Consider the following 25,448-nt stretch of genomic DNA (forward strand, 5'->3'; position numbering starts at 1 on the left):
CGTTCGATCGCGGATACTCGTTGTCACCGGCCCCGAAACCTCTCGCACGGGACCGAATTCCGCATCCGCTGATCTACAGCACCATCACTCGGGGGGAATCATGCGCGCCACGACGATTGCCGAGCCGTACCGCTCACCGATCTCAGTCCTGGAGCTTGTCCATCGCTCGGTGCACGCGCTTGACCGATACCGGTCTCGGCGTTCCCAACGACTGCGCGAACAAGCTCACGCGCAACTCCTCGACCATCCACCCCACGTCGAGCAGGGCCTCGCTGGGCGAACGCCCCTGCGGCACCCGGGACAGCAGATCCCGATAGCGCTGCCGAACCTCGTCCACCTGATACATCCACTCCCGGTCGCGCTGCGGCTGGTGCTGCGCCTTGTCCAGCCGCTGCTCGATCGCGCGCAGGTAGCGGACCAGGTCGCGGAGCCGATCGAAGCCGGTCTCGGTGACGAAGCCGGGATGCAGCAGGCCTTCCAGCTGCTCCCGGATGTCGGCCAGCGACTCCGCCGACACGCCCTTGGGGCGGTCGGCGAGCACCGCCTCGACGTGCTGCGCGGCCACCAGGACCCGCTCCACCTCGGCCAGCACGGCCACGGTGTACTCGCCCAGACCGGCGCGGACCTTCGCCTCCAGCGAGGCGTAGGCCTCGCCGTCCCACACGGGCCCGCCGTTGTCGAGCATCAGCTTGTCCACGGCGCAGCGCACGCAGTCGTCGAGGATCGAGCCGAGATCGCCGTACTGGCTGCCGCCGAGCACCAGGCGGCTGGTCGCGGTCATGCCGCGCTGGATCGACTTGGCCGGCGAGGGCACGTTGAGCAGCAACAACCGGCGCGTGCCGTTCCACAGCGCGCGCCGCTGTTCCCGCTCGGTGTCGAACATGCGCACCGCGACCGTCTCGCCCTCGTCCACCAGCGCCGGGTAGGCCTTCACGGCGTGCCCCGAGCGCTGCTGGGAGAAGGTGCGCGGCAGCTCGCCGAAGTTCCAGGAGCGCAACCCGCTCTGCTCGACGTCGTCGGCCGCGGCCGAGATCTCCTCGCGCACCTTGGGTTTGAGCCGCAGCTTGAGCTCGTCGAGATCCTTGGACTCGGCCAGCTTCCGGCCGCGGCGGCCCACCACGCGGAAGGTCATCTTGAGGTGGTCGGGAACCTTGTCCGGGTCCCACTCCGAGCTCGGCACCTCGACGCCGGTGAGCTGGCGGAGGCTGCGCTGCAGGGTCTCCAGCAGCGGCCCGTCGTCCGGTCCGACGCGGGAGAGCACGGCCTTGGCGAAGTCCGGCGCGGGCACGAAGTTGCGCCGCGTCTGCTTCGGCAGCGATTTGAGCAGCGTGGTCACCAGCTCTTCCCGCAGGCCGGGGATCTGCCAGTCGAAGCCCTCGGGGTCGATCTGGTTGAGCACCTGCAGCGGGATGTGCGCGGTGACGCCGTCGGCGTCGGCTCCCGGCTCGAACTGGTAGGTCAGCTTCAGCCGGTGGTCGCCGTAGGTCCAGTGGTCCGGGTAGTCCTGATCGCTGACCTGCGCCGAGCGCTCGTTGATCAGCATCGACTTCTCGAAGTTGAGCAGGTCGGGCTGGTCGCGGCGGGTCTTCTTCCACCAGGTGTCGAAGTGCCTGCCCGAGACCACCTCCGAGCCGATGCGCTGGTCGTAGAAGTCGAACAGCGTCTCGTCGTCGACGAGGATGTCGCGGCGGCGGGCGCGCTCCTCGAGGTCCCCGACCTCGTCGAGCAGCGCCCGGTTCTGGCGGAAGAACTCGTGCCGGGTGTCCCAGTCGCCCTCGACCAGGGCGTGCCGGATGAACAGCTCGCGGCTGACCTCGGGGTCGATGCGCCCGTAGTTGACCTTGCGGTCGACCACCAGCGGAACGCCGTAGAGCGTGACGCGTTCGGTGGCGACCACGGCTGCGCGGTCCTTCTCCCAGTGCGGCTCGCTGTAGTTGCGCTTGACCAGGTGCTCGGCGAGCCGCTCGATCCACTCCGGTTCCACGCGGGCCGCGATCCGAGCCCACAGGCGGGAGGTCTCGACGAGTTCGGCAGCCATCACCCAGCGCGGCGGCTTCTTGAACAACGACGACCCGGGGAACACCGCGAACCGGGCGTTGCGGGCTCCCTGGTACTCGTTGGCGCCGCGCCCGGGCGGCCCGGAACGCTGTGCGCCGTTGCGCTTCTCGACGTCCTTGAGACCGACGTGCGAGAGCAGCCCGGCCAGCAGCGACTGGTGGATGCGGGTGGCGTCGGCCGGCTGATCGGCCAGCGTCATGCCCATCGACTTGACCATCTGGCGCAGCTGGCCGAACAGGTCCTGCCACTCGCGCACCCGCAGGTAGTTGAGGAACTCGTTGCGGCAGAGCTTGCGGAACTGGTTGGAGGACAGCTCCTTCTGCTGGGTCCGCAAGTACTCCCACATCCGCAGGAAGGAGAGGAAGTCGGATTCGGCGTCCTTGTCGACGAAGCGCGCGTGCTTCTGGTCGGCGGCCTGCTGGTGCTCGGCGGGTCGTTCCCGCGGGTCCTGGATGGACAGCGCGGCCACGATCACCAGCACCTCGCGCAGGCAGCCGTTGCGCTCGGCCTCCAGCACCATCCGCGCCAGGCGCGGGTCGATGGGCAGCTGGGCGAGGCTGCGGCCGATGCGGGTGAGCTTGCGGTCGGCGGCGGACTTGGTGCTCTCCAGCGCGCCGAGCTCGTGCAGCAGGGAGACGCCGTCGGTGATCTGCCTGCGGTCCGGTGGTTCCAGGAACGGGAAGGACTCGATCTCGCCCAGCCCCAGCGACGTCATCTGCAGGATGACCGAGGCCAGGTGGGTGCGCAGGATCTCCGGGTCGGTGAACTCCGGCCGGGCCTCGAAGTCGTCCTCGGAGTACAGCCGGACGCAGATGCCCTCGGAGACGCGGCCGCAGCGGCCCTTGCGCTGGTTGGCGGATGCCTGCGAGATCGGCTCGATCGGCAGCCGCTGCACCTTGGTGCGGAAGCTGTAGCGGGAGATGCGCGCCGTGCCGGGGTCGATGACGTACTTGATGCCGGGCACGGTCAACGAGGTCTCGGCGACGTTGGTCGACAGCACGATCCGGCGGCCGGTGTGGCGCTGGAACACCCGGTGCTGCTCGGCGGCGCTCAACCGCGCGAACAGCGGGAGGATCTCGGTGTCGCGGAGGTTGAGCTGGCCGAGGGCGTCGGCGGCGTCGCGGATCTCCCGCTCGCCGCTGAGGAACACCAGGATGTCGCCGGGTCCCTCGGCGGACAGCTCGCCCACCGCGTCGCAGATGGCCTGCGGCTGGTCGCGCACCTCGGTCGTGGGGTCCTCCGGATCGTCGGAGTCCTCCAGCAGCGGTCGGTAGCGCACCTCCACGGGGTAGGTGCGTCCGGAGACCTCGATGACCGGTGCGTCGTCGAAGTGCCGGGAGAACCGCTCCGGGTCGATCGTCGCCGAGGTGATGATGACCTTGAGGTCGGGACGGCGCGGCAGCAGCTGCTTGAGGTAGCCGAGGATGAAGTCGATGTTGAGGCTGCGCTCGTGGGCCTCGTCGATGATCAGGGTGTCGTAGCGGCGCAGCAGCCGGTCGTGCTGGATCTCGGCGAGCAGGATGCCGTCGGTCATCAGCTTGACCAGCGTGTCGTCGCCGGTGCGCTCGGTGAAGCGCACCTGGTAGCCGATGGCTCCCCCGATCTCGGTGCCCAGTTCCTCGGCGACGCGTTCGGCCACCGTGCGCGCCGCGAGCCTGCGCGGCTGGGTGTGCCCGATGACGCCGTGGACGCCGCGACCGAGCTCCATGCACATCTTGGGCAGCTGCGTGGTCTTCCCGGAACCGGTCTCCCCGGCGACGATGACGACCTGGTTGTCCCGGATGGCTTCGAGCAGGTCGTCCCGGCGCTGGCTGACCGGCAGGCTCTCCGGGTAGGTGATCTCGGGACGGGCGTCGCGGCGGTTCTGCACCCGCAGCTCGGCGGTCTCGACGTCGCCGGCGATCTCCGCGGTGACCGACTTCAGGGCCTCGGGATCGCGGATCTTGCGGGCACCCTCGATGCGACGGCGCAGCCGACGCTGGTCCTGCAGCATCAGCTCGGGCAAACGTTCCCGCAGATCAGCGAGCGGAGATTTCACAGACGACGTACCCATACTCCGCACAAGCATAGAGAAGGCGTCGGCGGCGCTGCCTCCCAATTTCGCCGTGCTCACAACCGGCACCCGATCAGTGACGCACATCACCAACCGTGGGGGCGTGGTCGTTCAGGTGCGCTCCGCCCGGCACAGGTAGGCCACCGCCTGGTCACCGACCCTGGTGATCACGACGCTGGCCTCCTGCGAACCCTTGGGCTTGAGCCTGCGCCGCAACGCGTCGGGATCCACGTCGACACCGCGCACGAGGATCTCCAACCGGCCCACGTCGTGCTTGCGCAGCAGCGTGCGCAGAGCCTTCTCGTTGAACCGGCCGTGCTCGACGACCCGGAACGCCCGCACCCCGGGCGGCGGGACGTCGCCGGTGAGGTAGGCGATGCGCGGATCGAGCTGCACCAGCCCGTGCCGCGCCGCGTAGTGGCGGACCAGGCCTGCGCGCACCACCGCGCCATCGGGGTCGACGATCCACTCGCGGACGTCCTCGGCCGGGCAGTCGTCGGACTCGGCATCGGTGATGGTCCACGCGCTGCCGTCCGAGCGCAGCACGCTCGCCCGGCGGCGCGCGGTCGGGTCCGCGAGCGAACCGAACCACAGCGCGGCCTCCCGCACACCGCCGTCGAGCGAGATCACCTCGGCCTCGACGTCGTCGGGCACCGCCGCGAAGTCCAAGCCCGGGGCGCACTTGATCACCAGGTCGCGGCCCGCGTAGACGCCCACGAGCTCGTCCAGCGGGGGCACCAGATCGGCGGGGTCCCAGCGCCGCCTACCGCCTTCGTCGCGGCGCGCCGGATCGGCCACCACCACGGTGTCGCGGGTGACCGGGCGCAGGGCGTCGGCCTCCACGACCGCCGCGTCGAGACCGGCCGCAGCCAGGTTGTGGCGGGCCATGAGCAGCCGAACCCGGTCCACGTCGGAGCCGACGCTGCGCCGCGCGACCGCCGCTACCGCGGCCAGGTCGGCGCCGATCGAGCAGGTCACGTCGTGCACATCGCGTCCGGCAAGGCGCTGAGCTCGGTGCCGGGCGACGACGCTCGCGGTGGCCTGCTGCAACGCGGAATCGGTGAACAACCAGTCGCCGCCACCGTCCAACTTGGACTCGGCTTTGCGGCGCAGCACCGCGGTTTCCAGAGCCGCTGCCGCGAACCGCTCGCCCACCAGTCGCCGCGCCGCGGCGACGTCGAACAACCGGGACTTGCCGGTGAGCGCGAGCCCGGACAGCTCGGCGACGGCCGCGCACCCCTCCGCCGAGCGCAGGAACAGCACGTCGTCGAGGTCGAACGAGTACCCCACCACCGCCTCCTAGCGCGCACCCGAGGCGCGCGACCGGCGCGAACCGGGGACCGGGTGGTGGGGTGTGCTCGTCACGACCGCTTCCGCTGCTTCCTGCCGGGTCAGCGCCCGGTGAACTTCGCCTTGCCGGGACCGTTCTCGATGAACGACCGCATGCCGATCGTCTGGTCCTCGGTCGCGAAAGTACCGGCGAACAGGTGCGTTTCGAGCTTCAGACCGTTGTCCAGGTCCACGTCGAGACCACCGTCGATCGCGGCCTTCGCCGCCGCCAGGGCACGCGCCGCGCCACCGGTGAACTGCTCGGCCCAGCGCTTCGCCGTCTCGTAGACCTCGGCGGAGGGCACGATCTCGTCGACCATGCCCAGCGACAGCGCCTCCTGCGCCTCGACGAACCGGCCGGTGTAGATGATGTCCTTGGCCTTGCTCGGCCCGATCAGCCGCGCCAACCGCTGCGTGCCACCGGCGCCCGGGATGACGCCGAGCAGGATCTCCGGCTGGCCGACCTTGATGTCGTCCGCGGCGATGCGCCGGTCGCAGGACAGCGCCAGCTCGAAACCGCCGCCCAGCGCGTAGCCGGTGAGCGCCGCGACCGTGGGCTTCGGGATGGCCGCGACCTGGCTCATCGCGTCGGAGAGCCCGCGCTGCTCCTTGCCGGCCATGTCCGCGTAGGACATGTCGGCCATCTCCTTGATGTCCGCGCCCGCGGCGAAGACCTTCTCCCCGCCGTAGACGATCACGGCACGGATGTCGTCGCGCTCGGCGGCCTCGATCGCCACGTCGCGCAGCTCGGTCTCGATCTGCCTGTTCAGCGCGTTCATCTTCGGCCGATCCAGCCGGATCGTGCCGATCGCACCTTCGACCTCAAGCCTGACGAACTCGCCCACGCAGCAACCTCCTCGTCGAACCACCGCTTGCCGCGGGGAGGCTATCGCGCCCCACCCGAAATCTGCTGTGTCACCGATCTCAACCCGCCGCGGCACCGGCCGGAACCGGACGCTTCCCCTGCTGGTCAGGGCCTGCGTCGGGCGAAGTAGCGGTCTCCGGCGCGCTGCAGTTCGAGGTTCTGGTCGAAGGTCTTGGACAGGTTGTCCTCGGTGAGCACGTCCTCGAGCAACCCCTGCGCGACGATGCTGCCCTCCCGCAGCAGCAGGCAGTGCGTGAAACCGGGCGGGATCTCCTCGACGTGGTGGGTGACCAGCACCGATGCGGGAGCGTCCGGGTCCAGCGCCAGGGTCGACAGCCGACTGACGAGGTCTTCGCGGCCACCGAGGTCCAGCCCGGCGGCGGGCTCGTCGAGCAGCAGCAGCTCGGGGTCGGTCATCAGCGCGCGGGAGATCATGGCCCGCTTGCGCTCGCCCTCGGACAGGGTGCCGAACTCGCGGTCGGCGAGGTGCGCGACACCGAGCAGCTCCAGCAGTTCCACCGCGCGATCGGTGTCGAGGTCGTCGTACTCCTCGCGCCACCGGCCGAACACCGAATACCCGGCGCTGACCACGACGTCGCGGACGATCTCGTCGCCGGGAACGCGGTTGACAAGCGCACCCGAGCACAACCCGATCAGCGGGCGGATGTCGAACACGTTGGTCTTGCCGAGCCGCTCGCCCAGCACGTCGACGGTGCCGGTGGTCGGGTGCATCTCGGTGCTGGCCATCTTCAGCAGCGTCGTCTTGCCGGCCCCGTTGGGGCCCAGCACGACCCAGCGCTCGTCGAGTTCGACCGACCAGTTCACGTCGGCCAGCAGCGTCGTCTTGCCCCGCCGGACACCGACGCCATCCATCTGGATGACCAGGTCGTCCACGTCTACCTCCCAGCCGTGACTGACCGCGGCGGCGCAACCAGGCGCGCACTCGGCGTTCGTCTTCGTCGCGGGACCGCCGCAGGTTCCGGCGGATCCCCTCCCGGGGGACATTCTTCCCGCCGCAACCGCACCGCCTGCGAGCGGGATGCCGCTGACCACTCGCCCGCCCGGGTGAACCTGATCATCCCTGCGCATCCAGGTCGTCCACATCCCGGGAGCCCTGGTCCCGGCGGCGGCCCGGTGCCAGGATCAGCGGCGTGTCCGATTCGTTTCTCACCCGCGATCGCGTGATCGACCTGTTCCGGGTCGTCGCCTCCGCCTGTCGCTGAAAGCGGTCCGAGGGACCACTCCCGCTTCCCGACGTCATCGCGGCACGACGAATCGTCACAACACCTGTCTCTTCTTCGAGGAACTCCCCTGTCCCGGGGAGAGGTGTGTCGTGCCGGTGCCACACCGCAACACACCTGGAGACACCATGAGCATCACGCAGCCCGAGAACCCGTCCGCCCCGCTGTCCGCCTACACCCCGACCGCACCGGTGCCCGCGCCCGGCGACGCCGAACTGCACCCGTCGCTGAACCAACCGCTGCTGCGCGACCTGATCCGCCCGGACCACCTCCACTGGAGCGCGCGCGAACTCCGCGACCTCACCGGACTGGTCGCAGGAGAGCTGACCTCCGACCTGATGAACATCGTGCGCGTCGACGAGCAGGAGCGGTGGTGGGCCAAACTCGCCCTCACCGCCGGGGTCGAGCTGTGGCTGCTGTCGTGGGCACCCGGCCAGGGAACACCTGCCCACGACCACGGTGGCGCCTCCGGTTCGTTCTCGGTCCTGTTCGGCGCGCTGCGCGAGGACTACCGCTACCCGAGCGGCCCGGTCCGCACCCAGCACCACGACCTCGGCACCGGGATCGGCTTCGGCCCCGGCCGCGCGCACCAGGTCACCAACGTCAGCTCGGTCAACTCGGCCAGCGTGCACGCCTATTCGCCGCCGCTGCTTCCGGTGAACTACTACGCCGACCTCGCCGAGATCCCCGCAGTCCCGCCGCAGCGAATCGAGGGAACCCGATGACCGTCCCCGAACCCCGCACCGAGTCCATCGGCCTCGGCCCGTACGGGATCGAGCACCTGCTGGCCGAATCCCGCGAGAAACTCGCCCGCGTCAGCCCGCAGGAAGCGTTCGAGATCCAGCGAGACGGCGGGCTGATCATCGACATCCGACCGGAGTCCGACCGGCTCAGGCATGGCGAGATCCCGGGAGCGCTCACGGTGGAACGCATCGTCCTGGAATGGCGTCTCGACCCGGCCGGCCCGCACCGCCTCACCGGCCTGCACCCGCAGCGCCCGGTCGTGCTGATCTGCAACGAGGGCTACGCCTCCAGCCTCGCCGCCGCCCAAGCCCAGGAACTCGGTCTCACCAGAGCCACCGACCTGGCAGGCGGCTTCCACGCGTGGAAGCGAGCGGGCCTTCCCACCACCGCCGCCATCGCCTGACCTGAGCAAGGGAACCTTCCTGTCACCGACCGGCGGCGTGGATGACAGGAAGGTTCCCTTGCTCACTTCACGGCCCTGCGGGCGCAGGAGCGCGAGCAAAGCGCCTCCCCGGTGGGCGCGGGTCCCGTAGGCTCCGGGCCTTGTGCGAGCGCAGAGCCTCTTGTTACGCCCGTGGGTGCTGGTCACCGTGGTGGGCGCGGTTGTCCTAGCGGTGGTCGAGCTGGTCCTGGGGACCGGTGTCGCCGGTGTCGCGGCCGGTTGGGCGGGCGGTGTGGTGGGAGCGATCCTGCTGCCGGTGGCCACGCAGATCGGGTTGCTCCTGGGATCGGTGCTGTTCGGACTGCGCGTGCGGCAGGTGGTCTTCGGCGCGATGCGGGAGGTCGCCTCGTTCCGGCGCGGCAGCACGACTTTCACGTTCCGGGCGCTCCCGGTGACGTTGCGGGCGCAGATCGGGCCGTGGCGGTCGCCGGTGATCCTGCGCTGCTGGCTGGCCGGGTTGGTCTCGGCGCTGGCGGGTTTCGCCGCCGTGGCCGTGGCGTGGCTGGTGGTCCCCGGGGCGTTCGGGCGCGGTCTCGCGCTGGTGATGAGCGCGTTCATGCTCGTCAAGCTGTGGCCGAAGCGAGTTCCGCTGACGACCTCGACCGGTTGGTTGCTGTTCTCGTTACCGCGCATGCCGGAGCAGGAGCGTTCGGACTTCCTCGCGGCCCCGTTGGCGGCGCGCGCCTACGAGGCGCTGCGGGCCGGTGATCTCGACGTGGCGCAGGCCCGCGCCGACGAGCTCGCCGAGCGCTTCCCCGGCATCAACGCGACGGTGTCCTGCCAGATCGCGGTGCTGGAGTCGCGCGGGCTCTACGCGCCCGGTGTGCTGCTGCTGTTGAAGTTCCTGTCCGACAACGACGTTCCGCCGCGGAAGATGGCCTACTTGCTGGCCGGACTGGCGGGTTTGGGCTTCAAAGCCGTTGAGTCGGGGCAGATGCCGGCCGAAAGCCTGCTGCCGACGGCGAAGAAGGCCCTTGAGGACGCCGTGCAGCTCGGCTATCCGGAGTTCGAGCTCAACGGCACGAACGGCCTGCTGGCGTTGATCGAGGGCAACGCGGACGACGCGGTCCGGCTGGCCACCAGCGGAGCCGAGTACAACCACTCGCCGCTGTCCCGCGCCGACGACTTCGCGACCCTCGCCCGCGCGCACATGGCGTTGCACGACAACGCCGCGGCCCGCACCGCCCTGGATCGCGCCGAGGAACTGGCGCCGTGGTCGCCGCGCGTCACCGAGACCCGCCAGCGCCTGTCGGTGAGCTGAAGCAGGGGAACCTTCCTGCCACCTGCGTGACAGGAAGGTTCCCCTGCACCGGTCGGAGCGGGTGTCAGTCGATGGTCAGGACGAGCTTGCCCTGGGTGCGGCCGGTCTCGCCCTGGGCGTGAGCCTTGGCGGCGTCGGCCAGCGGGAAGGTGCCGGCGATCTCGGCGCGCAGCTTGCCCGACTCGACCAGTTCGCGGACGGCCTGCATGCCGGCCTGGTCGGCTTCGACGAGCATGAGCTCGGCGCGAACGCCCAGCTCCTCGGCTTCGGCGACGAGCTCTTCGCGGTCGTAGGGCAGGATCGACACGAGGATGCCGCCCTTGCGCAGCACCTGCAGCGAGCGGCTGCGGTAGTCGGCGGCGATCGGGTCGAGCACGACGTCGACGTCCTTGACCGCCTCGGTGAAGTCGGTCTCGGTGTAGTCGATGAGCTCGTCGACGCCGAGCCCGGTCAGGAACTCGTGCTTGCTCTTGCTGGCGGTCGCGATCACGTAGGCGCCCTTGGCCTTGGCGATCTGCACCGCGAGGTGCCCGACGCCGCCCGCGGCCGCGTGGATCAGGATCCGCTGCCCGGACTGCAGGTTCGCGGTGTCGTTGAGGGCCTGCCACGCGGTGAGCGCGGCGAGCGGGATCGCACCGGCCTGCACGTGGTCGGTCCCGGACGGCTTCGGGGCGAACGCCCGGGCCGGGCCGGTGACGTACTCGGCGTGGGAGCCGAGGCCGAACGGGTAGGGCAGCATGCCGAAGACCTCGTCACCGGGCTTGTGCAGGGTGACGCCGGTGCCGATGGCCTCGACGACGCCGGAGACGTCCCAGCCGAGGATGCGCGGGGGCTCGGAGAGGAACCCCTGACCAGCGCGGTGCTTCCAGTCGGTGGGGTTGACGCCCGCGGCGTGCACGCGGATGAGGACCTCGCTGGGTCCCGGCTCGGGCTTGTCCAACTGCGCCTCGCGCAGCACCTCGGGACCGCCGTAGGAGTCCTGGGTGATGGCACGCATGGTTTCACTCATGCCCCCACCCTGCCTCATCTGCACCGATCTCGAAATGGCAGGAAGGACAACATTCGATAGGATCGTGCCATGCATCGCGTCGTCGTTCTCGCACTGGACGGTGTGTACCCGTTCGAGCTGGGCATCCCGCAGCGCGTGTTCGGCAGCGCCGACGGCCTCTACGAGATCATGACCTGCACGGTCGACGGCGCCCCGGTGCGCAGCAACGCCGACTTCATGGTCTCGGTCGAGCACGGGCCGGAGCTGCTGACCACCGCCGACACCGTGATCATCCCGCCGTTCGACGTGGCCCTGATCTCGCCGGAAATCCCCGATCCGGTGATGCGCGCCCTGACCGCGATCAGGGCCGGGACCCGGATCGTGTCCATCTGCACCGGGGCGTTCATGCTCGCCGCCGCCGGGCTGCTCGACGGAAGGCCCGCCACCACCCACTGGCTGCTGGCCGACGACTTCCGCCGCCTGTTCCCCTCGGTGCAGCTGGACCCGGACGTGCTGTTCGTCGAGGACGGTGACGTGCTCACCTCGGCCGGCGCCGCTTCCGGCATCGACGTGTGCCTGCACCTGGTGCGTTCCGACCACGGCAGCCAGATCGCCAACCAAGTGGCGCGGCGCTGCGTGGTGCCGCCGTTCCGCGATGGCGGCCAGGCCCAGTACATCGAGCAGCCCGTCCCCGAACCGGGCGACCAGGGCACGGCGGCGGCCAGGGCGTGGGCGCTGGAGAACCTGCACCGGCCGTTGACCGTGGCCGACCTGGCCGAGCAGGCGCGGATGAGCAACCGCACGTTCGCCCGCCGCTTCCGCGACGAGGTCGGGGCCAGCCCTGGCCGGTGGCTGACGCAACAGCGGCTGGCTCGCGCGCGACAGCTGCTGGAGACCAGCGACCTGTCGATCGACCAGATCGCCGGTCAGGTCGGGTTCGCCACCGCCGCATCGCTGCGCCAGCACCTGCACGCGGCGATCGGGGTCGCCCCCGTGACCTATCGGCGCACCTTCCGGACCGGCGCGGCGGCGAGCTGAGCCAGGGAACCTTCCTGCCACCCCCGCCCGGTGGAGCCGAAGAAGGGAACCTTCCTGTCACCGACCTGCCGGGCGTCGTGAGCAAGGGAACCTTCCTGTCATCGGCGTGAGCGAAAGGTTCCCATGCACCGCGTCGGCTCAGTCGGGGTTGGTGAGGCGGCGGACCGCTTCGCGGGAGGCCGCGCGCAGGTCGTCTACGTCGGTGTCGCCGAGGATCAGCCGGCTCAGCTGCGGGACGACGAGGGGCCAGCTGACCGCGCCGAGGGCGAGCAGGACGAGCACGCCCGGGTCGAGATTGCCGGTGACGGCGCCGGTGCGCTGGGCGCGGCGGACGGCGTCGACCTTGTGGCGGTAGTGCTCGACGCGTTCGGATTCGGCGACGACGCCGCTGTCGCCGCGCTCCAGCGACTCCCACATGAGCAGGCGCAGGACGTGCGGGTTGGCCGAGTGGTAGGCGGCGAGCCGGTCGGCGTAGCCGGGCAGGTCCTCGCCGTCGATGGGAACCTCGGCGGCGAGTTCGGCCATCGCCGCTTCCAGCACGGCCGTGAACAGGGCGTCCTTGCTGCCGAAGTAGGCGTAGATCAGCTGCTTGTTGGCCTGGGCCTGCTTGGCGATGCGATCGACCCGGGCACCGGCGATGCCGTGCGCGGCGAACTCGGTCGTCGCGGCCTGGAAGATCCGGGCCTTGGTGGCTTCGGCGTTGCGGGACACAGCCGCACCATACCGCCGTGACCAACCGGTCGGTTGACACGCGCGAGGGCCGCCACCACACTGTAACCAACCAGTTGGTTACATCATTGTCCCTGCGGAGAGCTCATGACCGCCGTCGCCCCCGACACCGGGCGTCTCAGCCGCGCGCTGCTGTTCGCCGCCGCGCTGTGCGCCGGGATCACCGTCGCCAACATCTACCTCGCGCAGCCGATCATCGGCCCCATCGCCGAGACCTTCGGCGCCTCGCCGCAGAGCGCGGGAATCGTGGTGACCGCGGCGATGCTCGGCTACTCCGCCGGGCTGCTGTTCGTCATCCCCCTCGGCGACAGCCTCGACCGCCGCAAGATGGTCGGCACGCTCAGCGTCCTCACCGCCCTGCTGCTGGTGGGAAGTTCCCTCGCACCGTCGCTGCCGGTGCTGGCCGTGCTCGCCGGGCTGGCGGCCGTGACCACCGTCGTGCCGCAGATCCTGATCCCGCTCGTCGTGCAGCTGGCCGACCCTGCGCAGCGAGGCACCGCCATGTCCTGGGTCCAGGCCGGCCTGATCACCGGGATCATGGGTGCCCGCGTCGTGTCCGGGCAGCTGGCCGGGTTGATGGGGTGGCGGTCCGTGTTCGCCGTCGGCGCCGCGCTGACGCTCGTCGTCGGCCTGTGGACGGTGCGCGCGCTGCCCGGCGACGGCGAGCGGGAACCGGTGAACTACTGGTCGCTGTTGCGGTCGCTCCCCGGCTACCTGCGACGCGAACCCGGCCTTCGCCGCGCCTGCCTGCGCCAGGCCGGTGGTTTCGCGGCCTTCAACGCCATCTGGACCACCCTCGCCCTCGTGCTCACCGCACCACCGCACGGCTTCACGGTCGCCGAATCCGGACTTTTCGGACTCCTCGGGCTGATCAGCGCAGCGCTCGCACCCGTCGCCGGGAAGATGGTCGACCGGCGCGGCCCCCGCCTCGTCGGCGCGCTGGGCCTCGGCGTGCTCGCGTTCGCAGCGCTCGTGATGATCCTCGGCACGAACTCGCTGATCGCGCTCCTCATCGGCACCGCAGCGGTCCCGATCGGCCTGCAGGTCGGTCAGGCCGCCAACCAGAACGCGGCGCTGTCGGTCAACCCCGCCGCAGGCGGAAGGCTGAACACGATCTTCATGCTCTCGACGTTCCTGGCGGGCGCCCTCGGCTCCGCCCTGGGCAGCGCCGCCTACGGCGCCTACGGGTGGCCGGGCGTGTGCGTCACCGCGCTGGTCTTCCTCGCCCTCGGCACCTTCGGCATCCGCCGCGTGCGATGAAGGTTCCCTAGCCCGCCAGGACCACCTTGCCGAGCTCGGCCGGTTCCGACAGCAGCGGGTGCCGCGGCAGGACCCGCACGTTGTAGCCGGCCGGGCCCGCGTGCGGCAGGGTCACCGCCGCCGCGTAGCGGTCCTCGCCGATCGGCTTCATCGACGCGGTGACGAAGTCGTGCAGGACGTCGTTGTCATCGACCCGGCCCACCACGACCTCGACGTCCACGTCGGACGGGTCCAGACCGGCCAGGTCCACCCGGGCGCGCACCGTGACCTGCCCGCCGAGCAGCGGCGTCCCGTGATCCACCGACATCTCGGTGTCCCCGACCCGGACCCGGCTCCAAGCCGCCTGCAACCGCGCCCGGTAGTCGGCGATCTCCCGCGCCCCGCGGAAGTCGTCCGCGGACATCGCGCGCATCGACTGCGCAGCCGGCGTGTAGTGCACGTCGACGTACTCGCGGATCATCCGCGACGCCTGCACCCTCGGCCCCAAGGTCGCCAGGGTGTGCCGCACCATCGACATCCACTTGCCCGGCACGCCGTCGCTGTTGCGCTCGTAGTACATCGGCGCCACGTGCTCGGAGATCAGCTCGTAGAGCGCGGCCGCCTCCAGGTCATCGCGCCGGTTCGGGTCGCTGACGCCGTCGGCCGTGGGAATCGCCCACCCGTTGCGGCCGTCGTACATCTCGTCCCACCAGCCGTCGCGCACCGACAGGTTCAGCACCCCGTTGAGCGCGGCCTTCATCCCCGACGTGCCGCACGCCTCCAACGAACGCACAGGGTTGTTCAACCACACGTCGCACCCCGTCACCAGGTAGCGGGCCAGCGACATGTCGTAGTCCGGCAGGAACACGATGCGATGCCGCACATCGGCGCTGTCGGCGAAGCGCACGATCCGCTGGATCATCGCCTTGCCGCCCTCGTCCGCCGGGTGGGACTTGCCCGCCACCACGATCTGCACCGGGCGCCGGGAATCCAGCAGCAACTCCCGCAGGCGCTCGGTGTCGCGCAGCATCAACGTGGCGCGCTTGTAGGTGGGAACCCGCCGCGCGAAACCGATGGTGAGCACCTCGGGATCGAAAACCGAGTCGCACCAGCCCAGTTCCAGGTCCGAGGCGCCGCGCTGCTTCCAGGCCACGCGCAGCCTCCGCCGCACCTCGTCGATCAGCCGCTGCCGCAGCGAGCACCGCAGCTCCCACAGCAGCGAATCGCTGACCGGTTCCATCCCGCGCAACCCGGCACCGCTGTCCATCTCGGACTCGCCCAGCAGCTTGCCCAGCTCCCGCGCCGACCACGTGGGCCCGTGCACACCGTTGGTGACCGAACGGATCGGGACCTCCTCGACCCCGAACCCCGGCCACAGGTTGCGGAACATCTTGCGGATCACTTCGCCGTGCAGCTCCGAGACCCCGTTGGCGCGCTGCGCCAACCGCAACCCCATGTGGGCCATGTTGAACATGCCCGGGTTGTCCTCGGCGCCCAGCGCCAGCACCCGCTCCGACGGCACGCCCGGCAGCAACGGCCGCTCAGCACCGTCGTCGAAGTAGTGCCGCACCAGGTCCACCGGGAACCGGTCGATCCCGGCCGGAACCGGGGTGTGCGTGGTGAACACCGTCCCCGCCCGCACCGCCGCGGTGGCCTGGTCGAACTCCAGCCCCGGGTCGGCCTGCAGCTCGCGGATCCGCTCCAGCCCCAGAAAACCGGCGTGGCCCTCGTTGGTGTGGAACACCTCGGGCTGCGGGTGCCCGGTGATCCGGCAGTAGGCGCGCACCGCCCGCACCCCGCCGATGCCGGCGAGGATCTGCTGGCGGATCTTGTGCTCGGCGTCGCCGCCGTAGAGGCGGTCGGTGGTGCCGCGCAGGTCGTCGTCGTTGTCCGGCAGATCGCTGTCGAGCAGCAGCAGCGGAACCCGCCCGACCTGCGCCTTCCACACCCTCGCGTGCAGCGTGCGGCCCGCGGGCATCGCGACCTCCACCACGACCGGGCGGTTGTCGGCGTCGGTGAGCACCTCCAGCGGCAGGCCGCGCGGGTCGATCACCGGGTAGTGCTCGACCTGCCAGCCCTCCGACGACAACCCCTGCCGGAAGTAGCCCGAGCGGTACAGCAGCCCGACGCCGATGAGGGGAACCCCCAGGTCGGACGCGGACTTGAGGTGATCACCCGCGAGCACGCCCAGGCCGCCCGAGTAGTTCGGCAGCGCCTCGGTCAGCCCGAACTCCATCGAGAAGTAGGCGATGGAGGCGGGAAGTTCGGCGCCCTCGTCCTGCCGCTGCTGGTACCAGCGCGGCACCGTCAGGTAGCGGCGCAGGTCGTCGCCCACCGCGCGGGTGCGCGCCAGGAAGTCCTCGTCGGCGGCCAGCTGGCGCAACCGCTCCGCGGGCACCTCGGACAGCATCCGCAGCGGATCGGCTCCCACCGCCGCCCACACCTGCGGGTCTACCGCCGAGAACAGGTCCTGGGTCGGCGGGTGCCAGGCCCAGCGCAGGTTGGTGGCCAGCTTGCCCAGAGCGGCGAGCGGCTCGGGCAGGTGGGCCCGGACGGTGAAGCGGTGGACTGCTCTCACGGGAGCGGACCCTATCTCGCTCGACACGCTCGCGTGCGACGCGCACCGACGCCGCCGAGACCCCGGAGACGGGTGGGAAGCTGGGGTACGTGCGTGCATTCGGACTCGTCGCGGTGACCATCGCGCTGATCATCAGCGCCTGCTCCACACCCGCTGCGCCACCGCCGGGTGTGGCGGAACCCACGGTCGATCCGGGGTTCGTGCACGGCACCGACGGCGGCGGCACCGACCGGTTGGCGGCCACCGTCGTCACCGACGTGCAGCGCTACTGGGCGCAGGCCTACCCCGAGACGTTCGGTTCCCCGTGGCGGGATCTCGACGGCGGGTTCTTCTCGGTCGACACCAACAACGCCACAGGAACCGCGCCGCCCTGCGCGTCCGACCCGCGGGAGGTGGAGGGCAACGCCTACTACTGCCAGTCGGTGGACGCCATCGCCTGGGACCGCGCGGCGCTGCTGCCGGTGCTGCGCGAGCACTACGGGGACACGGCCGTGGCGGTCGTCCTCTCCCACGAGATCGGGCACGCCGTGCAGCAGCGAGCCGGGCTCGCCGACGGCGAACCGCTGCGGCTGGAGTCGATGGCCGACTGCTACGCGGGATCGTTCCTGCGCTGGGTCTCCGACGGCCGCGCCCCGCACCTGCGCACCAGCCCGGACCGGCTCGACGACGCGCTGCGCGCCATCACGGTCTTCCGCGACCCGGTGGGCACCTCCGGTCACGGCACCGCGTTCGACCGGGTGACGGCGTTCCAGCAGGGCTTCGACAGCGGGCCGCGCGGCTGCACCCAGGTGCGCGAGAGCGAGGTGGCCGAGCCGACCGACGCCGACCCGAACGCTCCCCTCGCCTCGGTCCTGGACACGACCGCGATCGCCGACCACTTCGGCGACGTCGTCACCGAACGCGGCGGGCGATGGGTTCCCCCGGCCCGCGCGGCCCGCTGCCCAGGCGCCAGCGGGCCGGTCGGCTTCTGCCCCTCGCCCCCGACGGTCGCCGCGGACCCGGCCGCGCTCGCCGGCACCCACGACGACGTCGGCGACCAGGCCGTCACCACCCTCATCGCCTCCCGCTACGCCCTGGCCGCGCTGACCGAACTCGGCCACCGCCCGACCGGGGCCGCGATCTCCTGCCTGACGGGAGCGTTCACCGCAGCCCAACCGCACCTGTCCCCCGGCGACCTGGACGAGGCGGTGCGGATCGTCCTGGAATCCGACGCGGTGTCACGCGGCGGAGGGACCCCGATGAGCGGCTTCGACCGGATCGCGTCCTTCCGCGAGGGCGTCCGCTCCGGCTCCGGCGGGTGCCTGACGTGAGCAAGGGAACCTTCCTGCCGCAGCGGCCAGGCCCGTGAGCTGAGCAAGGGAACCTTCCTGCCACTCCCGTCGGCCCGGCGGGCGGGGCGTGGGAACCTTCCTGTCATTCCTTGATCGGCGGCCTCCGAGATCGGACGTGACGAAGATCGGTCACCCGATAGGCTGCTGCGCGACGACCGGGCCGCGCGACCAGCCCGGTGCGAACGAATTCGGTACCGGCGGCGAGATGGGGCGCGTGGAGTGGTGGCGACGGCAAGTTCGCGGCGGAGGCGGATCCTCGGTGCCGTGATCTCGGCATTCACCTGCGCATCGCTGGTCAGCGGGTGTTCTCAGGTCATCAGCGGTGTTCCCACCACGTTGGGCGGCTATTCGACGACCAGCGTGGCCGGGCTGCCCGCCGCCGACGGGCCGAGCGGGCCGAAGGACGGTGCGCCGCAGGCCCCGCTTCCGGTGGAAGGCACCGACAACGGCGAGATGGACAAGATCGCGCGCAACGCGGTCGCCGACGTCGACGCCTACTGGGCCGAAGCCTTCCCGGACGCGTTCCGCGGCAAGAAGTTCGAGCCCCTCAAACGCCTGATCTCCTACGACTCGGGTGCTCCCGGCGGCCCGTTGTGCGGGCAGAACACCGCGGGCATGGTCAACGCCTTCTACTGCCCGTCCGAGGACCTCGTCGCCTGGGACCGCGGAACGCTGCTGCCGCAGCTCAACAACAGCTTCGGACCGCTGGCGGTGGTGACCGTGCTGGCGCACGAGATGGGTCACGCCGTGCAGCACCGGGCGGGCACCGTTGAGCAGAACGATCCCGTCATCGTGCTGGAGCAGCAGGCGGACTGCTTCACCGGCGCCTACTTCCGGCACGTCGCCGAGGGGTCGTCGCAGTACTTCCAGGTGTCCACCGGTTCGGGCCTCAACGAGGTCATGGGCGTGCTCAACTTCATCCGGGACTCCCCGGGGACCTCGGACTTCACCGGCAGCAACGCGCACGGCACCGCTTTCGACCGGGTCAGCGCCTTCCAGTACGGGTTCAGCGACGGTCCGCAGCGCTGCGCGGAGATGACCAACGAGGAGGTCACCCAGCGCACGACGCTGTTCCAGAACTGGAAGCCCGCCCAGCAGGAGACCGAGCTGCCCATCGACGACCGGAGCCTGCGGGCGGTCGCGGACAGCCTGCACGCGGTCTTCCGGGACACCGGGGTCGAGCCGCCGGAGATCGTGAACGACCCCAAGACGTGCTCCGGCCGGCAACCGACGTCTCCCGCCTCGTACTGCTCGGAGACGAACACGATCTCGCTGAACGTGCCGGAGCTGCGCGAGATCGCGACCCCGCCGAGCAAGAACAGCCAGTCCGCCGGGTACGGCGACTTCGCCGCCTACGCCCAGGTCGCCTCCCGGTACGCGCTGTCGGTGCAGAAGGCGGCGGGATACTCCCTCGACGACGAGGCCGCCGGGCTGCGCACGGCGTGCATGGTGGGCGCGTGGAGCGGGCTGCTGGTGGAAGATCCGATCGGCCAGCGCAACCCCGTCGGCAAGCTGCGGATCGTGCCGCAGGACATCGACGAGGGCGTGTCCGCGCTGCTCGGTGACGAGAGCCTGATCTCGGCGAACGTCAACGGTGACCAGGTTCCGGTCGGTTTCGCCCGGGTGGAGGCGTTCCGCGTCGGCGTGCAGGAGGGCCTGTCCCCCTGCACCACGAAGTACGACGGCTGAGGCGTTCTCGGACAACCCCGCGCGGGCCGGCACGTCCCCAGAACATGAGCCGACAGCGGATCCTGGACTTCGACGGTCTCGTCAACGCCCGCGACCTGGGCGGTCTGCCCGCTGCGGGCGGGCGGACCCGCTGGGGTGCGGTGGTGCGCGCCGAACACCCGGCGAAGTTGAGCGCATCGGGCTGGGGCGACGTTCAGCGGCACGGGGTGCGCACGATCATCGACCTGACCGGCGAGGACGAGGCCGAACCCGATCGGGGCCCGCGCCCGGCCGGGATGACCACCATCCGGATCCCGCTGGACGATCTGTCCGACATCGAGTTCTGGGACCGGTGGGGCGGGGTGTTCAGCGGCACGCCCCTGTACTACGGGCCGTTCCTGGACCGGTTCCCCGGACGCGTCGCCGAGGTCGTCGACGCGCTGGTCCGCGCCGAGCCGGGCGGCGTGCTGGTGCACTGCGGCGGCGGCCGGGACCGCACCGGGCTGATCGTGCTGGTCCTGCTCGCCTCGCTCGGGGTGCGCCCGGCCGACATCGCCGAGGACTACGCGCTGAGCCACCAGCGCCGCGCGGAGTTGTGCGCGAGGGCGGGGCTGGGCGACGACACCCCGAAGATCCGGGCATTCCTCGCCGAGCACGGCACCACCGAGGGCCGGGCCCTCGACGAGGTCCTCGGCGGCCGCGACTTCACCGACTACCTGCGCACCGCCGGGCTCGGCGAGGAGGGGTTGGCCGCGCTCCGCGAACGCCTGCTGGACCCGGCGTGAGCGGTGGAAGGGAACATTTCTCTCACTTGACGTGCGAAAGCCCCCGACACCGGTGGTGGTGCCGAGGGCGTTCGCGCGCTGGAAAGGCGCGCTGATCAGAACAGGGCGCTGGCGAGGTTGCGGCGGGCCTTGGTGACCCGCTCGTCGCCGTCCGGGAAGATCTCGAACATCTCGACCAGGTGCGTGCGCACGCGGTCGCGGTCGTCGCCCGAGGTGCGCTTGACGGTCTGGATCAGGCGCGTGAAGCCCTCCTCGACCTTGCCGAACGCGACCTCCGCGTCGGCTGCGGCGAGCTGGGCGTCGATGTCGTCCGGGGCCGCGTCGGCGCGTTCGACGGCCGACGGGTCGGCCTGCTCGGCGCGCGCCATGAACCGCACCTGCATGAGGGCGGCCTTGGCCTGCTCGTTGTTCGGCTCGCTGTCGAGGATCTGCTGGTAGGCGGCCTCGGCCGCGGCGTAGTCGCCGTTCTCCAGGGCGTCCTCGGCGGCGGTGAACCGCGGGTCCTCGGGCTCCTCTTCGGGCTCGGCCGCCGCGGCGCCCTCCTCGGCCGCGCGGATGCCGGGCAGCTGGTCGCGCAGGGCGTTGAGCAGCGAGCTGATCCACTCGCGCAGCTGCGGCTCGGGCTGCGCTCCGGCGAACCCGTCGACCGGCTGGCCGCCGGCAACCGCGATCACCATCGGCACCGACTGCACCTGGAACAGCTGCGCGATGCGCGGGTTGGCGTCGACGTCGATCTTGGCCAGCACCCAGGAACCGTTGCCTTCGCGCGCGAGCTTCTCCAGCGCGGGGGACAGCTGCTTGCACGGCTCGCACCAGGTGGCCCACAGGTCGACGACGACCGGGACCTGCAGGGACCGCTCGACCACCTCGGCCTGGAAGTCGGCCTCGGTGACCTCGATGATCGCCGGGTGGGCTTGCCCGGCCGCGCCGTCGCCACCACCGGGCGGCTGGGCGGCGGAGTTCGCGGCGGCCTCGGCACGGTTCTTGAGTGCCGACAGGTCGACTGCGCCCGACATCGCGGCGGACATGGCTGCTGCGTTCTGGCGTGGATCCGGCCTCGTCACGCGTCCATCCTGACACGTCCGACCAGCGGCGTGGTGCGTGGGCGGGCGATGCGGGGAACCTTTCTCGCACGGCGCGCCCCAAGGTCACGTCCGGGCGGCGGCCGGATCACCGAATGCGCTCGACCCGACACGCCGAGAACATCAGAGATCAATTCGAACCGGTGAACGAAGCCACTCGAAAAGGTGGTGTTGGCGATCAACCCCTCAGGTATCCCCGCAGTGATCGCCGAAGAGGACACAGAGCCCACGAGGGACTGCTGTCCTCCGTGGGTTGCGGGGTCTCTCGTGGGGGACCTTCGGCCAGTAGTTCAACGAGAGGTTCGAAACAGTGCGTATTGCAACTCGTGTTGCCGGTGCCGCCGGCGTCGCCGCCCTCAGCATCGTGACCCTGGGCAGCGCCGCGTTCGCTGACACCGCCGACAACGACGGCGTCAACCTGCTGGACGACAACAACATCAGCGCCGTCCCGGTGCAGGCCTGCGGCAACAACGTGGGTGCCGCCATCGGCGTCGTCGTCCCGGTCCTGTCGCCGCAGAGCAGCGAGTGCGTCAACGCCCCGGTGGTCGACCACCCGCAGGGCTGACGTCAGTCGCAAGCCTGACGTGACAACGGGGGTGGTGTCGATGACGACACCACCCCCGTTCCGCGTTCACCTACTGTTCCCGGAGATGTTGCTCGACCCGCTCGACCTTCTCCCGCAGCTGCCCGGTGTGCCCGGGGCGGATGTCGGCCTTGAGCACCAGGCTGGTGCGCGGCGCGTGCGCCGAGACCGCCTCCGTGGCCCGCTTGACCACGTCCATGACCTCGTCCCACTCGCCCTCGATCGTGGTGAACATCGAGGTCGTCTCGTGCGGCAGACCGGAATCCCGCACCACCTTCACCGCGGCTGCGACCGCCTCGCTGACGCTGTCGCTCTCACCGGCACCGCTCGGGGCAACACTGAAGGCCACCAGCACGTCCGCTCCCATCGCCTGATCCACGTTGACATGAGTCCTAGAAAAAGTACTAGCAGCACAGCCATCGGGCTCGCACTCTCGCGCTGCTAGCGTCGGTGGTTATGAGCTCCCGTGGTCCACTGCCCTTCGACCCCATCGCGCGCGCGGCCGAGACCTGGGCAGAGCGGATCGGCCCGTCCACGACGATGGCCGCGGTGACCAGCGTGATGCGCGTGCAGCAGATCCTGCAGTCCGCCGTCGACAACGCGCTGCGCCCGCACAACCTGACCTTCGCGCGTTACGAAGCGCTGGTGCTGCTGACCTTCTCCAAGCGCGGCAGCCTGCCGATGCGCGTCATGGGTGACCGGCTGCAGCTGCACCCCACCAGCGTCACCAACATCGTCGACCGGCTCGAGCAGGACGGACTGGTCCGCCGCGTCCCGCACCCGACCGATCGGCGCACCACCCTGGTGGAGATCACCGAGGAGGGCCGCAACCTCATGCAGAAGGCCACCGACGCGGTCAACCAGATCGACTTCGGGCTCGGCGGCATCACCGAGCGCCAGACCCAGCAGCTGACCGAACTCCTCGGCAAGGTCCGCCACGCGGCGGGCGACTTCTAGTTCAGCTCCTTGAGGGCGTAGCGGACCTGCCCCCAGAAGGTCGGTGCGTCGGACTCCGGTTCGGTGAGCAGGCCCTTCCGCTGGGCCCAGCGCTCGAACCACACGGTGGCCAGCGGCGGCACCGAGGCCACCAGGGCGAGCGCCAACGTCCAGAAGCGCCACCGCAGCGGGCTGAACACGACCAGCGTGATCAGCACGTACGCGGTGAACATGGCTCCGTGCACGGAACCCATGATGGTCACGCCCAGCGGCCAGCCGAGCCCGTACTTGAACGCCATCGCCACCAGCAGACCCGCCCAGGAGAACGCCTCGGCGATCGCCACCAGCCGGAACCACCCGCCATAGCTACGCGGCACGTCGACCCCACTTCCGATTGCACGGCACCTCCTAGCGAGTGTGCCTGGTGGCGCGCGTCACGGGGACGGCGGAGTGGTCTGCTCGTCGACCCACGTCAGGTAGTCCGGGTTCCCGCCGACGATCGGCGTCGCGATGATCTCGGGCACGTCGTAGCCGTGATGGGCCTTCAGGTGCGCGATGAGGGGGTCCAACCTGCCACCGGAGGTCTTGATCTGCAGCTGCCACTCCGGGTCGTCCTGAGCTGCGCCGTCCCACACGTAGAAGCTGCGGATCGGCACGACCTGCACGCACGCCCCCAACCGCGCCTCCACGACACCCCGCGCGAGCTCGGCGGCGGATTCCTCGGAATCGGTGGTGGTCACCACCAGCACGTGATCGGCCATGACACCAGCGTATCCGCGCGGCGCAGCGCACATGGGAACCTTCCTGTCACCGCGGTGGCAGGAAGGTTCCCATGCTCAGGTCAGCGCCGCGCTCCCCGCAGCAGGTTCGCCTCGGTGCTCAGGTAGTTGTCCCGGTAGTCGAGGCGCGGGGTGTCTGAGAACAGCAGCCAGTAGTACTTCATCTGCTCCGACCACCAGTAGCCCGGGCACGTGTCCTCTTGGGACGGTGGCGTGGCCGTCACGTCGGCCAGGGACGCGAAACCGTAGGTCGTCTTGGACGTGCTCCGCATGTTCTCGAAGTGGGTGCGGGCGCGTTCGCGGAACACCTCGTCGCCGGTGGCCAGCCACAGCATCAGCGCCGAGTCCGCGAACTCCGGGCGCAGCGCGTTGTCGACGCGCGTGGCGGTCATCGTCGAGTAGTCCACGAAGGTCGGGATCACGCCGAAGCGGTCCTGCACGACGGAGAACGCGTCGTGGTAGGCGCGGCCTTCGGCGAGATGGCCGGATTCGGCGAGCAGTCCCGCGTAGAAACCGGCGAGGACGCTCTGCTCGCGGCTGAGCACCTCCCCGGTGAACGCGTCGACCTGCGGGAACCACAACAGCCCGTCCCGCCGTTCGGCCTGCCGCGTCAGGATCGCCTCGGTGAGGGTGTCGTACCACTGCTTGAGGTCGGGGTCGCCGAAGAGCCGGTACCCGTCCCAGAGGTACTCGTAGTAGGAGTCGCCGGGCGGACCGATGGTGGCCTGCCGGTTGCGCCACCGCCCGGTCTCGGCGTTGATGTCGTGCGGCAGCAGGCCGAGTTCGGTGCGGTTGTCGTAGGCGACGCGCATCGCCCGCTTCGCCAGGTCGTAGTAGCGGGAATCCCCGGTCCACTGCGTGAGGACGCCGAATTCGGCGATGTAGGTGCCGATCTCGACGATGTTGGTCTCGGGGTCGCTGACCTGCCCGGTCGCCAGGTTCACGTACCGGTAGGGCAGTCCCGTCGGTGACCGGGTGAAGGCCGGCAGCAGCCGGTCGGCGATGTCCTTGGCGCGGTCGAGCAGCCGGGAATCACCGGTGCAGTGGTAGGCGGCGGCGAGCCCGCCGACCATGCGGATGTTGGTCTCGAAGACCTGGAACGGCGCGTCGACGTCGAAGTCCAGGTGGTCGACGATCCACTGCACGGCAAGGGCGACCTCGTCGTCGGCCTCCATCAGCCACAGCGTGTCGACCGCCTCGACCAGGCTCAACCCCACCGAGTGGCCCTCGACGAAGAAGTCCTCCCGACCACCGGAGATCGGCTTGATGTGATCGGCGCCGAGAGCGCGATCGACGTAGTGGCGCCACGCCCACAGGTATTCCTCGCGGACGGTGTCGGCGACCGGTTTCCAGCTCCCCTGAGCCGAAACCGGACCGGCCGTGGTCGAGATCGTCCCACCTGCCACCGCGACGGCACCCAACGCGCGCAACACGGACCTTCTGGACATGCCTGGAAGCATCGTCATCTCCGCACCTGGACAACCTTGTCAAGCCACGCAGCACCACCGTCGCGGGCCGTCGCCGACCAGGTCAACGTGCAGCGCCGTTCCTGTCGTTTTTGGACACGGCGAGCATCGATCAGCTGCACCGGTTGCCACCGACGGGCGCCTTGACCACGACCTTCGCGCCGTCGAAACGGGAGCGAGGGAACCTTTCTCCCATCTCCCGCGCGCGAAAAGCGCCCTTCCACCGGCTGGGCCGAGCGGAGCATTCCGCGCA

The 25,448-nt window shown here is 70.3% G+C and carries 22 protein-coding genes; 10 read left to right on the forward strand and 12 right to left on the reverse strand.

Annotated features, from left to right (window positions below; all coding sequences use genetic code 11):
• Positions 1-142: 142 nt before the first annotated feature.
• The 4 genes from hrpA to QFW96_RS08485 form a co-directional block, all read right to left on the reverse strand.
• Positions 143-4,051, reverse strand: a complete 3,909-nt coding sequence (hrpA, locus tag QFW96_RS08470; RefSeq protein ID WP_425524730.1) for an ATP-dependent RNA helicase HrpA — start codon at positions 4,049-4,051, stop codon at positions 143-145.
• Between the two features lie 171 nt (positions 4,052-4,222).
• Entirely contained in the window at positions 4,223-5,401 is a 1,179-nt protein-coding gene (locus QFW96_RS08475) for a THUMP-like domain-containing protein (RefSeq protein WP_281454992.1), read from the reverse strand.
• Positions 5,402-5,502: 101 nt separating this feature from the next.
• Complete coding sequence (locus QFW96_RS08480; RefSeq protein ID WP_281454993.1) at positions 5,503-6,285, reverse strand: enoyl-CoA hydratase/isomerase family protein; 783 nt, start codon at positions 6,283-6,285, stop codon at positions 5,503-5,505.
• A 125-nt stretch (positions 6,286-6,410) separates the two neighbouring features.
• The gene (locus tag QFW96_RS08485) at positions 6,411-7,178 is read right to left on the reverse strand and encodes an ABC transporter ATP-binding protein (RefSeq protein ID WP_281455176.1); all 768 of its coding nucleotides are present in this window, start codon (positions 7,176-7,178) and stop codon (positions 6,411-6,413) included.
• A gap of 496 nt (positions 7,179-7,674) precedes the next feature.
• On the opposite strand from QFW96_RS08485, the gene QFW96_RS08490 reads away from it, so the two are divergent.
• From QFW96_RS08490 to QFW96_RS08500, 3 genes are all read left to right on the forward strand, one after another.
• Positions 7,675-8,271 (forward strand): cysteine dioxygenase, encoded by a 597-nt coding sequence (locus QFW96_RS08490; protein WP_281454994.1) that lies wholly within the window; start codon positions 7,675-7,677, stop codon positions 8,269-8,271.
• Entirely contained in the window at positions 8,268-8,693 is a 426-nt protein-coding gene (locus QFW96_RS08495; RefSeq protein ID WP_281454995.1) for a rhodanese-like domain-containing protein, read from the forward strand. The genes QFW96_RS08490 and QFW96_RS08495 overlap by 4 nt, the downstream gene beginning before the upstream one ends.
• Positions 8,694-8,853: 160 nt before the next feature.
• Entirely contained in the window at positions 8,854-9,993 is a 1,140-nt protein-coding gene (locus tag QFW96_RS08500) for a hypothetical protein (protein WP_281454996.1), read from the forward strand.
• Positions 9,994-10,057: 64 nt separating this feature from the next.
• On the opposite strand, the gene QFW96_RS08505 is transcribed toward QFW96_RS08500, so the two are convergent.
• The gene (locus QFW96_RS08505; protein ID WP_281454997.1) at positions 10,058-11,002 is read right to left on the reverse strand and encodes an NADP-dependent oxidoreductase; all 945 of its coding nucleotides are present in this window, start codon (positions 11,000-11,002) and stop codon (positions 10,058-10,060) included.
• Positions 11,003-11,071: 69 nt separating this feature from the next.
• Between QFW96_RS08505 and QFW96_RS08510 the strand changes: the two genes are divergently transcribed.
• A complete protein-coding gene (locus tag QFW96_RS08510) occupies positions 11,072-12,019 on the forward strand; it encodes a GlxA family transcriptional regulator (RefSeq protein WP_281454998.1) in 948 nt (315 codons plus the stop codon).
• Between the two features lie 138 nt (positions 12,020-12,157).
• Here QFW96_RS08510 and QFW96_RS08515 read toward each other — a convergent pair whose 3' ends face one another.
• Complete coding sequence (locus QFW96_RS08515; RefSeq protein ID WP_281454999.1) at positions 12,158-12,730, reverse strand: TetR/AcrR family transcriptional regulator; 573 nt, start codon at positions 12,728-12,730, stop codon at positions 12,158-12,160.
• A gap of 105 nt (positions 12,731-12,835) precedes the next feature.
• Here QFW96_RS08515 and QFW96_RS08520 point away from each other — a divergent pair, with 105 nt between their 5' ends.
• The gene (locus QFW96_RS08520) at positions 12,836-14,008 is read left to right on the forward strand and encodes an MFS transporter (protein WP_281455000.1); all 1,173 of its coding nucleotides are present in this window, start codon (positions 12,836-12,838) and stop codon (positions 14,006-14,008) included.
• A gap of 7 nt (positions 14,009-14,015) precedes the next feature.
• Here QFW96_RS08520 and glgP read toward each other — a convergent pair whose 3' ends face one another.
• Positions 14,016-16,565: an alpha-glucan family phosphorylase gene (gene glgP / locus QFW96_RS08525; protein WP_281455001.1), complete on the reverse strand. Its 2,550-nt coding sequence runs from the start codon at positions 16,563-16,565 to the stop codon at positions 14,016-14,018.
• A gap of 89 nt (positions 16,566-16,654) precedes the next feature.
• Here glgP and QFW96_RS08530 point away from each other — a divergent pair, with 89 nt between their 5' ends.
• The 3 genes from QFW96_RS08530 to QFW96_RS08540 all read left to right on the forward strand — a co-directional run bounded on the left by QFW96_RS08530 (position 16,655) and on the right by QFW96_RS08540 (position 20,349).
• Entirely contained in the window at positions 16,655-17,875 is a 1,221-nt protein-coding gene (locus tag QFW96_RS08530) for a neutral zinc metallopeptidase (protein ID WP_281455002.1), read from the forward strand.
• Between the two features lie 285 nt (positions 17,876-18,160).
• Positions 18,161-19,585, forward strand: coding sequence for a neutral zinc metallopeptidase (locus tag QFW96_RS08535; RefSeq protein WP_281455003.1), 1,425 nt, complete (start codon positions 18,161-18,163; stop codon positions 19,583-19,585).
• Positions 19,586-19,629: 44 nt separating this feature from the next.
• Entirely contained in the window at positions 19,630-20,349 is a 720-nt protein-coding gene (locus tag QFW96_RS08540; protein ID WP_281455004.1) for a tyrosine-protein phosphatase, read from the forward strand.
• Positions 20,350-20,444: 95 nt separating this feature from the next.
• On the opposite strand, the gene QFW96_RS08545 is transcribed toward QFW96_RS08540, so the two are convergent.
• Positions 20,445-21,365 (reverse strand): tetratricopeptide repeat protein, encoded by a 921-nt coding sequence (locus QFW96_RS08545; RefSeq protein WP_425524737.1) that lies wholly within the window; start codon positions 21,363-21,365, stop codon positions 20,445-20,447.
• Between the two features lie 376 nt (positions 21,366-21,741).
• On the opposite strand from QFW96_RS08545, the gene QFW96_RS08550 reads away from it, so the two are divergent.
• A complete protein-coding gene (locus tag QFW96_RS08550; RefSeq protein WP_281455005.1) occupies positions 21,742-21,996 on the forward strand; it encodes a hypothetical protein in 255 nt (84 codons plus the stop codon).
• A 70-nt stretch (positions 21,997-22,066) separates the two neighbouring features.
• Here the strand turns inward: QFW96_RS08550 and QFW96_RS08555 are convergent, their stop codons facing one another.
• The gene (locus QFW96_RS08555) at positions 22,067-22,369 is read right to left on the reverse strand and encodes an MTH1187 family thiamine-binding protein (RefSeq protein WP_093413563.1); all 303 of its coding nucleotides are present in this window, start codon (positions 22,367-22,369) and stop codon (positions 22,067-22,069) included.
• Positions 22,370-22,470: 101 nt separating this feature from the next.
• Here QFW96_RS08555 and QFW96_RS08560 point away from each other — a divergent pair, with 101 nt between their 5' ends.
• Positions 22,471-22,971, forward strand: a complete 501-nt coding sequence (locus QFW96_RS08560) for a MarR family winged helix-turn-helix transcriptional regulator (protein WP_281455006.1) — start codon at positions 22,471-22,473, stop codon at positions 22,969-22,971.
• Here the strand turns inward: QFW96_RS08560 and QFW96_RS08565 are convergent.
• From QFW96_RS08565 to QFW96_RS08575, 3 genes are all read right to left on the reverse strand, one after another.
• Complete coding sequence (locus QFW96_RS08565; protein ID WP_281455007.1) at positions 22,968-23,327, reverse strand: DUF3817 domain-containing protein; 360 nt, start codon at positions 23,325-23,327, stop codon at positions 22,968-22,970. The genes QFW96_RS08560 and QFW96_RS08565 overlap by 4 nt on opposite strands.
• A 57-nt stretch (positions 23,328-23,384) precedes the next feature.
• The gene (cutA, locus tag QFW96_RS08570) at positions 23,385-23,711 is read right to left on the reverse strand and encodes a divalent-cation tolerance protein CutA (RefSeq protein WP_281455008.1); all 327 of its coding nucleotides are present in this window, start codon (positions 23,709-23,711) and stop codon (positions 23,385-23,387) included.
• Positions 23,712-23,791: 80 nt separating this feature from the next.
• The gene (locus QFW96_RS08575) at positions 23,792-25,177 is read right to left on the reverse strand and encodes a glycoside hydrolase family 47 protein (RefSeq protein ID WP_281455009.1); all 1,386 of its coding nucleotides are present in this window, start codon (positions 25,175-25,177) and stop codon (positions 23,792-23,794) included.
• Positions 25,178-25,448: the final 271 nt, after the last annotated feature.

Source organism: Saccharopolyspora ipomoeae (genome assembly GCF_029952525.1).
In the GTDB taxonomy this organism is placed as follows: Bacteria; Actinomycetota; Actinomycetes; order Mycobacteriales; family Pseudonocardiaceae; genus Saccharopolyspora; species Saccharopolyspora ipomoeae.